This is a genomic window from Aeromonas sp. Marseille-Q7275 (assembly GCF_965119515.1).
The window spans coordinates 1-14,973 of record NZ_CBCPLW010000023.1; the positions used below are offsets into that span (position 1 = coordinate 1).

The 14,973-nt window shown below is 61.2% G+C and carries 15 protein-coding genes; 8 read left to right on the forward strand and 7 right to left on the reverse strand.

Annotation, left to right across the window (positions count from 1 at the left end):
• From dnaA to gyrB, 4 genes are all read left to right on the forward strand, one after another.
• Nucleotides 1-1,317 (forward strand): chromosomal replication initiator protein DnaA (gene dnaA, locus ACWPWQ_RS18075; RefSeq protein ID WP_454010436.1); only part of this gene is annotated, 1,317 nt, incomplete at its 5' end.
• An 83-nt stretch (nucleotides 1,318-1,400) separates the two neighbouring features.
• Nucleotides 1,401-2,504: a DNA polymerase III subunit beta gene (dnaN, locus tag ACWPWQ_RS18080; protein WP_005326306.1), complete on the forward strand. Its 1,104-nt coding sequence runs from the start codon at nucleotides 1,401-1,403 to the stop codon at nucleotides 2,502-2,504.
• Between the two features lie 2 nt (nucleotides 2,505-2,506).
• Entirely contained in the window at nucleotides 2,507-3,610 is a 1,104-nt protein-coding gene (gene recF / locus ACWPWQ_RS18085; RefSeq protein ID WP_005326309.1) for a DNA replication/repair protein RecF, read from the forward strand.
• Nucleotides 3,607-6,018: a DNA topoisomerase (ATP-hydrolyzing) subunit B gene (gene gyrB / locus ACWPWQ_RS18090; protein WP_454010437.1), complete on the forward strand. Its 2,412-nt coding sequence runs from the start codon at nucleotides 3,607-3,609 to the stop codon at nucleotides 6,016-6,018. Before recF ends, gyrB begins: the two co-directional genes overlap by 4 nt.
• Before the next feature lie 119 nt (nucleotides 6,019-6,137).
• On the opposite strand, the gene ACWPWQ_RS18095 is transcribed toward gyrB, so the two are convergent.
• From ACWPWQ_RS18095 to ACWPWQ_RS18110, 4 genes are all read right to left on the reverse strand, one after another.
• Nucleotides 6,138-6,515 (reverse strand): VOC family protein, encoded by a 378-nt coding sequence (locus ACWPWQ_RS18095; protein ID WP_454010461.1) that lies wholly within the window; start codon nucleotides 6,513-6,515, stop codon nucleotides 6,138-6,140.
• A 69-nt stretch (nucleotides 6,516-6,584) separates the two neighbouring features.
• Nucleotides 6,585-7,289 (reverse strand): helix-turn-helix transcriptional regulator, encoded by a 705-nt coding sequence (locus tag ACWPWQ_RS18100; RefSeq protein WP_454010438.1) that lies wholly within the window; start codon nucleotides 7,287-7,289, stop codon nucleotides 6,585-6,587.
• 65 nt (nucleotides 7,290-7,354) lie between these two features.
• A complete protein-coding gene (locus tag ACWPWQ_RS18105) occupies nucleotides 7,355-8,320 on the reverse strand; it encodes a GlxA family transcriptional regulator (RefSeq protein ID WP_139437121.1) in 966 nt (321 codons plus the stop codon).
• 87 nt (nucleotides 8,321-8,407) lie between these two features.
• Nucleotides 8,408-9,178, reverse strand: coding sequence for an MBL fold metallo-hydrolase (locus ACWPWQ_RS18110; RefSeq protein ID WP_454010439.1), 771 nt, complete (start codon nucleotides 9,176-9,178; stop codon nucleotides 8,408-8,410).
• A 268-nt stretch (nucleotides 9,179-9,446) separates the two neighbouring features.
• Here ACWPWQ_RS18110 and ACWPWQ_RS18115 point away from each other — a divergent pair, with 268 nt between their 5' ends.
• Nucleotides 9,447-9,860 carry an Hsp20 family protein gene (locus tag ACWPWQ_RS18115; protein ID WP_042000332.1) on the forward strand — a complete coding sequence of 138 codons (414 nt, stop codon included), beginning with the start codon at nucleotides 9,447-9,449 and terminating at the stop codon, nucleotides 9,858-9,860.
• 92 nt (nucleotides 9,861-9,952) lie between these two features.
• A complete protein-coding gene (locus ACWPWQ_RS18120; protein WP_454010440.1) occupies nucleotides 9,953-10,393 on the forward strand; it encodes an Hsp20 family protein in 441 nt (146 codons plus the stop codon).
• A 68-nt stretch (nucleotides 10,394-10,461) separates the two neighbouring features.
• Here ACWPWQ_RS18120 and ACWPWQ_RS18125 read toward each other — a convergent pair whose 3' ends face one another.
• Nucleotides 10,462-11,715, reverse strand: coding sequence for a valine--pyruvate transaminase (locus ACWPWQ_RS18125; protein ID WP_043132726.1), 1,254 nt, complete (start codon nucleotides 11,713-11,715; stop codon nucleotides 10,462-10,464).
• A gap of 282 nt (nucleotides 11,716-11,997) precedes the next feature.
• Here ACWPWQ_RS18125 and ACWPWQ_RS18130 point away from each other — a divergent pair, with 282 nt between their 5' ends.
• Nucleotides 11,998-12,231 carry a hypothetical protein gene (locus ACWPWQ_RS18130; protein WP_319914244.1) on the forward strand — a complete coding sequence of 78 codons (234 nt, stop codon included), beginning with the start codon at nucleotides 11,998-12,000 and terminating at the stop codon, nucleotides 12,229-12,231.
• On the opposite strand, the gene ACWPWQ_RS18135 is transcribed toward ACWPWQ_RS18130, so the two are convergent.
• Nucleotides 12,197-12,985: an AraC family transcriptional regulator gene (locus ACWPWQ_RS18135; RefSeq protein ID WP_454010441.1), complete on the reverse strand. Its 789-nt coding sequence runs from the start codon at nucleotides 12,983-12,985 to the stop codon at nucleotides 12,197-12,199. The genes ACWPWQ_RS18130 and ACWPWQ_RS18135 overlap by 35 nt on opposite strands.
• A gap of 92 nt (nucleotides 12,986-13,077) precedes the next feature.
• Between ACWPWQ_RS18135 and ACWPWQ_RS18140 the strand changes: the two genes are divergently transcribed.
• Nucleotides 13,078-14,205, forward strand: coding sequence for a multidrug effflux MFS transporter (locus tag ACWPWQ_RS18140; RefSeq protein WP_454010442.1), 1,128 nt, complete (start codon nucleotides 13,078-13,080; stop codon nucleotides 14,203-14,205).
• 60 nt (nucleotides 14,206-14,265) lie between these two features.
• On the opposite strand, the gene ACWPWQ_RS18145 is transcribed toward ACWPWQ_RS18140, so the two are convergent.
• Nucleotides 14,266-14,949: a response regulator gene (locus ACWPWQ_RS18145; RefSeq protein WP_454010443.1), complete on the reverse strand. Its 684-nt coding sequence runs from the start codon at nucleotides 14,947-14,949 to the stop codon at nucleotides 14,266-14,268.
• Nucleotides 14,950-14,973: the final 24 nt, after the last annotated feature.

Here is a 14,973-nt window from a genome sequence, read left to right on the forward strand (position 1 = left end):
TCGGCAGAATTCAGCATGTGCATCCGGCCGCTTCAAGCGGAGTTGAGTGACAATACTCTGACCCTGTATGCACCGAATCGCTTCGTTCTGGACTGGGTACGCGACAAGTACCTGCTCCGGGTCAATGGCATCATCAACGAGCTGTGCGGAGCCGATGCTCCCACCCTGCGTTTTGACATCGGTAATCGTCCCCATCCCGTCGCGGTCGCCAGAGCGCCGGCGCGCGGTGTCGATCCTGTGAATAACTCTCACAAGAGCTGGGAAAGCAAGGCGGAAGCCAAGCCCGAGCCGAACCACAAGAGCAACACCAACGTGAACTACACCTTCGAGAATTTCGTCGAAGGTAAGTCCAACCAGTTGGCCCGTGCGGCGGCCCGTCAGGTGGCCGACAATCCGGGTGGCGCCTACAACCCGCTGTTCCTCTATGGCGGCACCGGTCTGGGCAAGACCCACCTGCTGCACGCCGTTGGCAACGCCATCAAGGAACGCAAGAAAGACGCCAAAGTCATCTACATGCACTCCGAACGGTTCGTGCAGGACATGGTGAAGGCGCTGCAGAATAACGCCATTGAAGAGTTCAAGCGTTATTACCGTAGCGTCGATGCCCTGCTCATCGATGACATCCAGTTCTTCGCCAACAAGGAGCGCTCCCAGGAGGAGTTCTTCCATACCTTCAACGCCCTGCTTGAAGGCAACCAGCAGATCATCCTGACCTCGGATCGTTATCCGAAGGAGATCAACGGTGTCGAGGATCGTCTCAAGTCCCGCTTCGGCTGGGGTCTGACGGTGGCGATCGAACCGCCCGAGCTGGAGACCCGCGTCGCCATCCTGATGCGCAAGGCGGACGAGAACCAGATCCATCTGCCGGACGAAGTGGCCTTCTTCATCGCCAAGCGTCTGCGCTCCAACGTCCGTGAGCTGGAAGGCGCCCTCAACCGGGTGATCGCCAACGCCAACTTCACCGGTCGTGCCATCAACATCGACTTCGTGCGCGAGGCGCTGCGCGACCTGCTGGCCTTGCAGGAGAAGCTGGTCACCATCGACAACATCCAGAAGACGGTGGCGGAGTACTACAAGATCAAGCTGGCGGATCTGCTGTCCAAGCGTCGTTCCCGCTCCGTTGCCCGCCCGCGTCAGCTGGCGATGGCCCTGGCCAAGGAGCTGACCAACCACAGTTTGCCGGAGATAGGGGATGCCTTTGGTGGCCGTGACCACACCACCGTTCTTCATGCCTGCCGCAAGATCGAGCAGCTGAAGGAGGAGAGTCACGACATCAAGGAAGACTATTCCAACCTGATCCGTACCCTTTCTTCCTGATAACGGAACGGAGTGGACAGATGGGGCTCGAATATTCCAACCTGATCCGAAAATTTTCCTCCTAATCACAACGGAGAGCACAGATGCAGCTCGAAATTAGCCGTGAGGCCCTGTTACGTCCTCTGCAACTGGTGTCCGGTGCCCTGGGTGGCCGGCCGACCCTGCCCATCCTCGGCAACGTCCTGCTCGATGTCAGCAATGGCCTGCTGTCGCTGACCGGGACAGATCTCGAGGTGGAGATGATAGGCCAGGTCTATCTCAGCAGCGACAGCCAGGATGGGCGCACCACAGTGCCGGCGCGCAAGTTGCTGGATATCTGCCGCGGCCTGCCGGAAGGGGCGGATATCCGTCTCAACACCGAAGGGGAGCGCCTCATCATCCGCTCCGGTCGTTCCCGCTTCAATCTCTCGACCCTGCCGGCGACCGAGTACCCGAACATCGAGGACTGGGAATCCGTGCTCGAGTTCGACATCAGCCAGCTGGAGCTTAAAAAACTGATCGATGCGACCCAGTTCTCCATGGCCAGCCAGGATGTGCGTTACTACCTGAACGGCATGTTGTTCGAGAGCGAGGGCCACGGCCTGCGCACCGTCGCCACCGACGGTCACCGCCTGGCCACCTGCCGCCGCGAAGTGGTCGGGGAATCGCTGCCCGATCATCAGGTCATCTTGCCCCGCAAGGGCGTGCTGGAGCTGGTGCGCCTCCTGGAGGCAGAAGACAAGCCGGTGCGGTTGCAGGTCGGTCGCAGCAACCTGCGCGCCGCCCTGGATGGCTTCATCTTCACCTCCAAGCTGGTGGATGGCCGCTTCCCGGACTGGCGTCGCGTCATTCCCCGGGGGAGTGACAAGGCCCTGATCGCCGGTCGTGAGGATCTGCGCCAGGCCTTCGCCCGCGCCGCCATCCTCTCCAACGAGAAATTCCGTGGGGTGCGTCTCAATCTGCAGGAAAACCTGCTGCGCATCACCGCCAACAACCCGGAACAGGAAGAAGCCGAGGAGCTGCTTGACGTACAATATGCCGCTGGCGAGATGGAGATCGGCTTCAACGTCTCCTATGTGCTGGACGTGCTGAATACGTTAAAATGTGACCAAATTCGGATCAGCCTGAGCGATTCCATCAGCAGTGCCATTATTGAGGATTTTGACAGCCAAGATGCCCAGTATGTGGTGATGCCGATGCGGATCTAGTCGTGTCCCTGGTCAAACTCCAGCTCAGCGACTTTCGCAACATCCAGCACGCCAGTCTCGCGCTGTCCCCCGGCCTCAATATCCTGGTCGGGTGCAATGGCAGCGGCAAGACCAGTGTGCTGGAAGCCATCCATTACCTCGGTCTCGGTCGTTCTTTTCGTACTCACCTGACCGGGCGGGTCATCCGCCAGGGGGAGAGAGCGTTTACCCTGTTTGCCCAGTGCGAGCTGGAAGGGCGTCAGGTGCCCATCGGGCTTGCCAAGGACAAGGGGGGCGAGACCCAGCTCAAGATCGCCGGGGCCCAGGCCCAGCGATTGGCCGATCTGGCCGAGCTGTTGCCGGTGCAGTTGATCCACCCCGATGGTTTCAACCTGCTGACCGGCGGGCCTCAGGCTCGCCGGGCCTGGCTGGACTGGGGTGTCTTTCATCAGGAGCCGACCTTCTTCTCCCTGTGGGGGCGGGTGCGGCGTCTGCTGAAACAGCGCAATGCGCTGCTGCGCCAGAGCAGCCAGTATCGCCAGCTGGCATTCTGGGATCAGGAGCTGGTGCGGCTCGGGGGTGAGCTGGCGGAGTTTCGCGCCAGTTATTGTCAGGCCATTACTCCCCTGATCAAGGAGATGACGGCGGATTTTCTGCCGGAATTCGACATCAGCCTCGGTTTCTATCGGGGCTGGGAGAGAGAGACTCCCCTCGGCGACTTGCTGGAGGCGGGGTTCGAGCGGGATCGTTCGCTGGGGTACACTGGGGTCGGTCCGCAGAAGGCGGATGTGCGGCTCAAGGCGAACGGGGTACCCGCTCAGGATATTTTGTCCAGGGGTCAGTTGAAGTTGCTGGTCTGTGCCATGCGACTGGCTCAAGGGCTCTATTTGAATCAACATAGCAGCCGTGGCTGTATTTTTTTAATTGACGATTTTGCCTCTGAACTGGATGTCGACAAACGTCGCCTGCTGGCCGCAAGGCTGAAGCAGTGCGCGTCCCAGGTGTTTATCACCGCCATCGATACCGGTCAGCTCGCAGACATGATGGATGCGAGTGACTGCAAGCTGTTCCACGTGGAACAAGGCAAGATCTCCGAAACGTTAGAGAAGGCAGAGAGTAAGCTATGAGTGAAAATACTTACGACTCCTCGAATATCAAGGTGCTGAAGGGCCTGGATGCGGTCCGCAAGCGCCCGGGGATGTATATCGGCGATACGGATGATGGCTCGGGCCTGCACCACATGGTGTTCGAGGTCGTCGATAACTCCATTGACGAGGCTCTGGCTGGCTACTGCTCCGATATTCAGGTCAAGATCCATTCCGACGGTTCCGTCTCCGTCCGTGACAACGGCCGGGGTATTCCGGTCGACATGCACGAGGAGGAGGGCCGCTCCGCCGCCGAAGTCATCATGACGGTGCTGCACGCCGGCGGCAAATTCGATGACAACTCCTACAAGGTATCCGGCGGCCTGCACGGCGTGGGTGTCTCGGTGGTGAACGCCCTCTCTGACAAGCTGCTGCTGACCATACGTCGCAACGGCCACGTCTACGAGCAGACCTATCACCTGGGTGAGCCGCAGGCGCCGCTCAAGCAGATTGGCGACAGCACCGGTACCGGTACCGAAGTGCGCTTCTGGCCGAGCCCGACCATCTTTACCGATACCCTGTATCACTACGAGATCCTGGCCAAGCGCCTGCGTGAGCTCTCCTTCCTGAACTCCGGTGTCTCCATCCGCCTGATGGACGAGCGGGATGGCCGCGAGGCTCACTTCTGCTACGAGGGCGGCATCAAGGCCTTCGTCGAATACCTGAACCAGAACAAGACCCCGATCCATCCCAAGGTGTTTCACTTCACCACAGAGCAGGATGGCATCGGCGTCGAAGTGGCGATGCAGTGGAACGACGCCTATCAGGAAGGGGTCTACTGCTTCACCAACAACATCCCGCAGCGGGATGGGGGCACCCACCTGGTGGGCTTCCGTACCGCGCTGACCCGTACCCTCAACTCCTACATGGATAAAGAGGACTACAGCAAGAAGGCCAAGTCTGCCGCCAGTGGCGACGACGTCCGTGAAGGCCTGATTGCTGTCATCTCCGTCAAGGTGCCGGATCCCAAGTTCTCCTCCCAGACCAAGGACAAGCTGGTCTCTTCCGAAGTGAAGACTGCCGTTGAACAGGCGATGGGCGAGAAGCTGGCGGACTTCCTGCTGGAAAACCCGGGCGACGCCAAGATAGTGGTCAACAAGATCATCGATGCGGCCCGTGCTCGTGAAGCGGCCCGCAAGGCCCGCGAACTGACTCGCCGCAAGGGCGCCCTGGACATCGCCGGTCTGCCCGGCAAGCTGGCGGACTGTCAGGAGAAAGACCCGGCCCTCTCCGAACTCTACATAGTGGAAGGGGACTCTGCTGGCGGCTCCGCCAAGCAGGGTCGCAACCGCAAGAACCAGGCCATCCTGCCACTCAAGGGCAAGATCCTGAACGTGGAAAAGGCCCGTTTCGACAAGATGATCTCCTCGCAAGAGGTGGGCACCCTGATCACGGCGCTGGGCTGCGGCATAGGTCGCGACGAGTACAACCCGGACAAGCTGCGCTACCACAACATCATCATCATGACGGATGCGGACGTCGATGGTGCGCACATCCGTACCCTGCTGCTGACCTTCTTCTACCGTCAGATGCCGGAGATCATCGAGCGTGGCTACGTCTTCATCGCCCAGCCGCCGCTCTACAAGGTCAAGAAGGGCAAGCAGGAGCAGTATCTGAAAGACGAAGATGCACTGCTGCAGTACCAGACCTCCATGGCGCTGGACGGTGCTACCCTGCACGTCAACGAGTCTGCCCCGGCCATCGGTGGCGAGGCGCTGGAGCGTCTGGTCAACCAGCACCGTGCCGTCTCTCACCTGATCACCCGCATGTCCCGCCGCGCCCCGGATGCCGTGCTGACCCAGCTGATCTATCAGCCTGAGTTGAACGAAACCCTGCTGGCCAGCGAGACCGATCTGCTGGCCTGGTGCCAGGGGATGGAAGCCGTGCTCAACGAGAGCAACCACGGCATCCAGTACCAGATCCAGGTACGTCGTGACGAAGAGCGCAGTCTGTTCGTGCCGCACGCCGTGGTACGTCAGCACGGTGTCGACCGGGAATACCCGCTCAGCTACGACTTCCTGCAGTCCGGTGAGTACCGTCAGCTGGTCTCCCTGGGCAAGGAGATTGCCAACCTGATCGAGGAAGGTGGTTTCATCAAGCGTGGCGAGAAGGTCAAACCTGTGGCCAACTTCGTGGAAGCGGTCGACTGGCTGATGGGCGAAGGCAAGCGTGGCATCTACATCCAGCGCTATAAAGGGCTGGGTGAGATGAACCCGGATCAGCTGTGGGAAACCACCATGGATCCGGAAGCCCGTCGCATGCTGCGCGTCACCATAGACGACGCCGTCGGCGCCGACCAGCTCTTCTCCACCCTGATGGGGGATGCGGTCGAACCCCGTCGTGACTTTATCGAGACCAACGCCCTGCGGGTCGCCAACCTCGACGTCTGATCGACGCAGTCAGACAGTAAAAAGCCGCTCCTTGTGAGCGGCTTTTTGTTTTCTGTGCGAGAGGAAAGTGGCGTGTTCCACGTGAAACGTGAAATCGCCTTGGTGTTGATAGCACCGACTCAGCCCGGTTCTGCTGCCAGGCAGTAGAGGCGCAGGCGATGGCCATCGGGATCGAGGGCCATACCGGTATAGCCAAACTCCATCCGGATCGGCTGCTGGATGATGGTCAGGCCGCGTGCCTGCCACTCGGCCAAGCCAGAATCGACACTGGCTTCATCGGGCAGCGGGAAGGCCAGCTCCATGGCGCCGGCACACTGGGTCACGGCAGGCTCCACGGTAGCGCTGGACCAGAGCGCCAGTTTTGCTCCCGACTCGAACACGAACATGACAAAGGTAGGGGACTCCTCTACCGGTGGGCGACCGAAAAGCTCGCGATAGATGCGGGCGCTGCGGGCCGGATTAGAAACATAGAGAATGGTGAACGGTGGGACTAACAACATGGTGATGCTCCTTGATTCGGGGAGGGCGCATCTGCGCCGACCCCGTCAGCATGGCGCTACCTGCTGTCAGTTTCTGTCAGCAATGAATTTCGGCTGCGGGATCTGCTGGGTGGCGCGCCACGCTTTCAGCAAGCTCTCCCTGCTTTTGGGATAGCGGCAATCTTGCGGCTGCATCCGGGTGATGCGATCGACCCGAAAGTGGCGAAAGCCCTGACGCAGTTCGCACCAGGCGACCAGTACCCGCACCTGCTCGAAGTAGCCAAGAGCAAAGGGCCAGACGGTGCGCTCAGAAGCATCTTCCTTGAGATCGCGATAGCTCAGGAGCACTTTGCGCTGCTGGCGGATGGCGCTGCGCAACGGGGCTTCATCGGTGAGGCTGTCGCTGCGGGAGGTGCCGATCAGCAGGGCATTGCTCTGGAGCTGCTGGCGATAGTCGGCGGGCAACACGGCTTCTATCTTGGCTAGTGCGCTGCTGGCCGATGCACTCAAGGCTCCGTCACCGTGCGCGACCACCCAGCGCGACCCCAGCACCAGTGCATCCAGCTCCTCTTCGCTGAACATCAGCGGCGGCAGCATGAAGCCGGGGCGTAGCATATAACCGATACCCGGTTCTCCCTCGATATAGGCACCTTGCGCCTGCAGGGTGGCGATATCCCGATAGAGGGTGCGCAGGCTGATGCCAAGCTGGCTGGCCAGTTCAGAGCCTGTGATGGCGTAGAGGTGGCCGCGCAGCAGCTGGAGCAGGTCCAGCAGGCGTTCGGAACGGGACATGATATGACTCCTGAGTATTTCTGGTTAGCCTGCCATAGCGGGTTGAACCGGTACAGGGGGCGTCATCAGACGTTGTGGCCACGAAAAGAGCGGCGCCATTCACTCGGGGATACCCCGAAACGGGCACGAAAATGCTGGCGCAGTATGGCGGCCGTCTTCAGCCCCACCAGCTCGGCGATGCGATCCATGGAGTGGCCGCTCGTCTCCAGCAACTCCTGGCTGCGCCTGAGACGCTCGGCCAGCAGCCACTCCCCGACGGAGAGACCGGTCGCCTGCTGGAAGCGACGGGTGAAGGTGCGCCGGCTCATCAGGCAGTGCGCTGCCAATGCGTCCAGGTTGTGAGGCTCGGCCAGATGCATGCGCAGGTGATCGAACAGTTGGTTGATCCTGGCGTCCCGGGTGGAGGCGGGCACCGGCTGCTCGATGAACTGGGCCTGGCCCCCTTCTCTATGGGGCGGCACCACCAGCCGTCTGGCCAGCTTGTTGGCGATCCGGCTGCCATGGTGCTCGCGCACCAGGTAGAGGCAGCAATCCAGCCCGGCGGCGGTGCCGGCCGAGGTGATCAGACCCTCATCGTCCACGTAGAGGGCATTGGTATCGAGCCGCACGGCGGGAAAGCGGCCCATGAAGTCCTGCTCGAACTCCCAGTGGGTCGAGGCCCTGCGTCCCTCCAGCAGACCGGCATAGGCCAGCACATAGGTGCCCAGACAGAGCCCCACTATCTGGGCACCCCTGCTTCGGGCGGCAACCAGGGCATCGAGCAGGGGCTGGGCCGGTCGCTCGGCCGGATCGCGCCAGAAGGGGATGATGACGATGTCCGCCCCGATCAATCCCTCCAGCCCGTGGCTGGCGTCGATGCGAAAGCCCTGGGCGGAACCGGGCTGGCGGGTGGCGTCACCGGCGCAGAGCCTGAGTTCGAACAGGGAGGCACCTGGCATCATGGTGTCGCCGAAGATGAGGCAGGGCACAGCGCAGTGAAAGGGGCTGAAGTGATCGAAGGTGATGACGGCGACGACGATGGGATTGGGCATAGTAGCAGACTCCTTTGCACTCGGATCCCCATGATAAGGGGCGGCAACAGAAAGCCGAAGGGCCATGTGGTCACATGGCCCGCTCGATCAGAGGACGATGGACTCGCCATCCTCGGGCACCAGCACCCGCATTGCCATCCCCTGTTTGCCGAGGTAGTCGCGCAGCTCGCGCCTTGTCAGCAGGGCATGATTGACCGCCTCCATGTGGCTGGCGATCAGGATGGCCTGTGGCGCTGCCTGATAGACGGCGGCGACATCCTCCTTGCCCATGATGATGGAACCCAGCCCCGGCACCTGGGCATCGCCACAGTTGAGGATGACGACCTCGGGCTGGTGCTGTTGCAGCGCTTGTTCAACCTGGGCGTTCCAGACGGTGTCACCCGCCAGATAGAGGGTCTTCTCTGCGGGGTGGGAGAAGACCACCCCGGATACCTCACCCAGCCGCTCGCCCAACACCGCCATGACCTGATCGTTGCCGTGTTGCCCCTCGGTCTGTTGCAACCTGATCCCGGCAAACTCGACCTGCTCGCTCAGCAGGCGTACATCCCTGAAGCCGCAGGCGCTTATGGTGTTGGCATCTTTCTGATGCTGCACAAACAGCGGGAGGTGCTTGGGGATCTGCTGCTGAGCGACAGGGTCCCAGTGGTCGAGGTGATCATGGGTCACTATCACCGCATCCACATCGAGGATCTCCGCCATGGGCAGGGGCAGTTCGACCAGCGGATTGCGCAGCTGGCTGTTGGCCGTTCCCTCAAACCCCGGGAGGCTGCCCTTGGCAGACAACATGGGATCGATCAGGAAGCGGGTGCCGGCGTAGCGGATGAGCAGGGTGGCATTGCGAACCTGGGTAACTTGCATGGTGTGCTCCGGTCTCTGGTTGGGGGACGCAACCAGTATGGCGCGCAGCGGATCGGGGGATGAGTGGCCCGCGGGCCGAATATCATATCAATCGGGCCATTTTCGACGCTGACAGGCGACCAAAAATTTCTTTTCATTTTTTCCCTTGAAAGGAAAAAGTGAGCCCCTATATAGGTAACAAGGCCGTAACGCTCGACAGAGGTTTCGACCAGGCGCCCGTCCATATGGAGGGCAAACAATCAGTTATCGCTCACAAGAGGGTAATACTATGCGTTCTATCGACTTTTCTCCGCTCTATCGTTCTGCCATTGGTTTCGATCGTCTGGCCAATCTCATCGAATCTGCGGCCAGCAATGGCAATGCCGGTTATCCCCCCTACAACATCGAGCAGCTGGGTGACAACGACTACCGCATCAGCATGGCGGTGGCGGGCTTTACCCAGGAAGAGCTGGAGCTGAGCTTCCAGGAAAATCTGCTGACGGTGAAGGGCAACAAGCAGGCTGACTCCGAGCGCCACTATCTCTATCAGGGCATAGCCGAGCGCGGCTTCGAGCGTCGCTTCCAGCTGGCAGACTATGTGCGGGTGAAGGGTGCCGATCTCAAGAATGGTCTGCTGCACATCGATCTGGCCCGTGAAGTGCCCGAGGCGATGAAGCCCCGCAAGATTGAGATCAACGGCTGACAGCCTGAACTCACAGCGATTTTCAAATTTCCCGGGTGCCGATGACGGGCCTGTGGAGAGTCAAACCTGTTGCTTACTAGAAGGATAGGATTATGCGTAACCTCGATTTTTCTCACCTCTCTTCCAATGCCGTCGGCTTCGAGCGGATGGCCCGCGAGCTGGAAGGCCTGTTCGCCCAGAAGGCGGCGGCCTATCCCCCTTACAACATCGAAAAGCGGGAGCATGACGGCTACCGCATCACGGTTGCCGTGGCTGGCTTCGAGCGCGACGAGCTGGAGCTGGAGACCGAAAACGGCACCCTCAAGGTGAAGGGGCGCAAGGCCGCTGCGGCCGGTGAGCGTCAGTTCCTCCATCAGGGGATTGCCGAGCGTGACTTCGAGCTCGCCTTCAAGCTGAGCCAGCACGTGGAGGTGAAGGGGGCCAGACTGGAGCATGGTCTGCTGACCATAGATCTCGCCCGCGAATTGCCGGAGGCACTCAAGCCCCGCGCCATCCCCATCGGCAAACCCGATCAGCTGGCGCTGCCGAGTTAAGCCGGGGAGCTGACACCAGAGACGAGAAAGGCCTGCGATTGCAGGCCTTTCTTTTATCCGCAGGCGAGTCAGCTGCCGCGGTAAATGGCGTTGATCTCGTCCGCCAGTATGGCGATGCCGCGCCGCACCAGCTCCTCGCTCTGGGAGTAGTTGAGGCGGATGCACTCCTGACTGTGGCGCCACTCGGGGTCGTCGATGCCGGGGAAGAAGTAGTGACCCGGCACTATCAGCAGGTTCTTCGCCTTCAGCCGCTCGTAGAGCGCCTGGCAGTGGATCGGCAGGCCTTCGAACCAGAGCCAGAGGAAGAGGGCGCCTTCCGGCTTGTGGATGTGGAAGCGCGGATCGGGAATGGCTTCTCGCAGCAACTGGACCGCGAAGTCGGCCTTCTGCTTGTAGAAGGGTTTCACCACCTGCTCGCTCAGGGCGATGATCTCGCCGCTCTCTATCATGGGGATGGTGATGGCGGGCCCCAGGCTGCCCGGTGCCAGGTTGATGATGCCGCTCAGGTTGGTGATGGCCTGGATGATCTTCTCGTCGGCGATGACGATGCCGCAGCGGGTGCCCGGCAGCCCCAGCTTGGAGAGGCTCATGCAGAGTATGGTGTTGGCATTCCAGAACGGCTTGGCCTCGCTGAAGATGATGCCGGGGAAGGGCACGCCGTAGGCGTTGTCGAGCAGCAGCGGGATCCCCTTGTCGCGGGCGATCTGATCCAGATGCTCTATCTCTTCATCGGTCAGCACGTTGCCTGTGGGGTTGGTCGGGCGGGAGACGCAGATCACCCCTATGTCGTCACCCACCTCCAGGCTCTCGAAATCCACATGGTATTTGAACTGGCCGTCGGCCAGCTTCTCTATGGTGGGCTTGTAGGCGACGAAGTGATCCTCCGCCAGGGCCGAGTCCGCATAGCCGATGTATTCGGGGGCCAGGGGGAAGAGCACCTTCTTCTTGCGGCCATCGGCGAATTCGCCGGCCAGCAGGTTGAACAGATAGAAGAAGGCATTCTGGCTGCCGTTGGTCAGGGCTATGTTGCGGGCCGAGATGTCCCAGCCCAGCTCTCTCTTGAGCAGGGCGGCCAGCGCCTTGGTGAACCTGTCCTTGCCTTGCGGGCCATCGTAGTTGGCCATGGCCTTGATCAGCTCGCCATTGTCGAGCAGCTGCTTGGCCTCGGTCTGAAAGCGTTCCAGCATGGCGGGGATGGGTGCCGGATTGCCGCCTCCCAGCATGATGGCGTCCGGATTGAGCAGCCCCTGATTGAGGTCATCCATGAGTTGGGTAATACCGGCGTGGCGAGTGAACTTCTCGCCGAACAAGGAGAATTCCATTCGGTGACAGATCCAGAGTCAGTTACGGGGGAGCTAGCACCATAGCTCAGTTTAAAAGCGGGTGTCGATCAAAATCATGGGACGTTCCACGTGGAACGGGCCCAGGAAAATGGATGTGGTAAAAATAACCACTAATGGGTTTCAAAATAACCAACAAGATGGGAAGGAATGCCTCAAATGGTATCTGTTTTGATTTTATTTAAACAAAATCAACTGTTTATATAGTTGGCACGACTATTGGACTAACTCTCTGGTCATCTCAACCACACCGGAGCAAGCCAGATGAAGACCCTGATCGCGACCCTGATACTGAGCAGCCTGAGCCTGAACGCCATGGCCAACGACAACCCCAGGCCCGAGCTGGATAGCGCCAAGCTGGCGCAGGAGATGCTTGCCCAGCAGCAGCAGGCATCCCGGGAGGTGGTACTGGATGCCATCCACAACCTCCAGCCATTGGCACTGGATACCCTGGTGGTGGAGGTCAGCCCCGCCGTGACGACTCACCCCGAGAGTTGAGGTGACGCAGGGGCGTCTGCCCCGAGTGCTGTTTGAAGAAGCTGATGAAGGCGCTGTCGCTGGAAAACTCCAGGGAAGCGGCAATCCGGCTGATGGGTTCGCTTTCGGCCAGCAACTCCATGGCTCGCAGCAGTCGCCACTGCTGACGCCAGGCCTGATAGTTCATGCCGGTCTCTCTCATGAAGATGCGGCCTATGGTCTTGTCACTGGCACCCACCTCCTCGGCCAGCCGGTTGAGCCGAGGGGGCAGGGTGTCGCCCCGCTTTATCTTCTGCAGCCAGGTCGCCAGACGCGGGTCTGACGGCAACGGCAGCTGCCAGGACTCTCGGGGTGCCTGCCCCAGCTCCTCCATGAACAGTGCCAGCGTCCGCTGCTGCTCCTCTTGCGGCTGGTCCCACGGCCAGAGCGCCATCCGTTCGATCAGGGCGTGCAACAGGGGATTGACCGCCAGTACCGCCATGCTGGTCGGCAACTCGGGGTGCGGGGTGAAGTAGAGAGAGCGATAGGCCACCACCCCGCGCATCAGGACCCTGTGGGGCGTGCCCGCCGGCAGCCAGGCCGCTCGCGTCGGCGGGAGCAGGCAGACCCTGTCTGCCAGCTCCATGGTCATGCAGCCTGATTGGGCGAACAGCAGCTGGTGGCGCTGATGCCGATGCAGGCCGGAGTCGTGCCAGCCGAGCGCGGAGGCGATGCCGATCACGCTGCCCGTCAGCTGGTCGGGGTCGAAAGGGTGATCGGGAAGAATAAAGGCCATGTGTCCGATTCTTGATGTATATAGTCCTGCTTATTGTAATCAGACAATCGGCATCTCTCTAGAATGGCGACCTCTTGTGAAGGAGGTTTGTCATGAACAACAAGTTGCCACCGCGCTGGCTGGTGGTGGGATTGATGATGTTTCCCCAGATAGTGGAGACCATCTACAGCCCGGTGCTGACCCAGATCGCCACCCAGTTCCGGGTGAGCGAGGGGCAGGCATCCCAGACCCTGTCGGTCTATTTTCTGGCGTTTGCGGTGGGTGTGGTCTGCTGGGGCAGGCTCTGCGATCTGATCGGGCGGCGTCCCGCCATGCTGGCAGGTCTGCTCACCTATGGCGTCGGCACCCTGCTGGCGCTGTTGGCCAATGAGTTCGAGGTGTTGCTGCTGGCCCGGGTCATCTCGGCCTTCGGCGCCGCCGTGGGATCCGTGGTGACCCAGACCATGCTGCGCGACAGCTATCAGGGCAGCGATCTGGCGCGGGTCTTCTCGGTGATGGGCATGGCGCTCTCCCTCAGCCCCGTGCTGGGGTTGGTGAGCGGCGGACTGCTGGCCGAGCGGCTTGGCTATCTCGGGGTCTTCAGCGGCCTGCTGGTGCTGGCGGCTGTGTTGCTGCTGGTGGCCGGTCGGTGGCTGCCGGAAACCCGTCCGGCCACGACTCAGCGGGTTGCGCTCTGGCCGCTGGCGTGCCGGATGATGAAAGATGGCGGGCTCTGGCGCAGTGCCCTGCTGGTCGCCCTGTTCAACACCATGCTGTTTGGCTACTACAGTCTGGCGCCCTTCCTGTTTGCCGGGCTGGGATTGAGCACCGGCGAGTTTGGTTACTCGGGGATCTTGCTGGCGCTGGCGACCCTGCTCGGCAGCCTGTTCAACAAGCAGCTGCTGGGAAGAGGGTGGCAGCCGTCATCTCTGATCAGGCTGGCCTGCACTCTGGCACTGGTTGCCGGGCTGCTGGTCTGGGCGAGTCAGGCCTCGCTCTGGTTCCTGCTGCCCATGATGGGGATAGTGGTGGCCTACGGGGTGGCGATCCCCAATGTGCTGAGCCAGGCGCTGCTGGCCTATCGCGAGGTGGCAGGCAGTGCTGGCGCCCTGTTCGGGCTCGGCTACTACCTGCTGCTCAGTCTGGGGTTGGCGGTGGCGGCCGGATTGCAGGATCTCGGCCTGTTGCTCTGTGGTTGTGGTCTGCTGGCGCTGATTTGCTGCGGGCGTCGTTCCACGTGAAACGTCAGTTGCCGATACCGGGTATGGTGTTTCGAACGGGGTAGGCTGCCTGTGACGGTTTCAACTGCCGATGAAGCGGTAGCCGATGCCGGATTCGGTCTCGATCAGACTGGGGTTCTGGGGGTTGTCTCCCAGCTTCTTGCGCAGGCTGGCGATGACGATGCGCAGGTAGTGGGTATCCTCCTTGTGGCTTGGCCCCCAGATGTCGTTGAGCAGCTGGGTCTGCAGCACCAGCTTGCCGGGGTGACACACCAGGGCCTGCAGCAGGGCGAACTCCTTGCGGGAGAGGGGGATCTCCTTATCTCCCATGGTGACCTTGTGACTGCCGGTATCCAGGCTCAGGCCGCATTGGGGAAAGTGGCGGCATTCGCCGCTGCTGACCCCGGCGCGCTGGCGCAGCAGCACCCGGATGCGGGCCATCATCTCGCCGATGCCGAACGGCTTGCTCATGTAGTCGTTGGCCCCGGCATCCAGCAGCCGCACCTTCTCCTGCTCCGAATCTCGTGCCGACAGCACCAGCACTGGGTTGGGGTGGTGCTCGCGGATGGCCTGCAAGATCTGGATGCCGTCCCCGTCCGGCAGGCCGAGATCCAGGATCACCAGATCGGGGTTGAGGTGGCGGTACTGCGCCAGCCCTTCGTTGACGCCCACCGCCTCGCTCACCTGGTGCCCCTCGGCGACCAGGCTGATCCGCAGAAAGCGGCGAATGGCCGCTTCATCATCTATGACCAGGATATGAGCCATCTAACCTCCAGAGGCGAGTGTTGA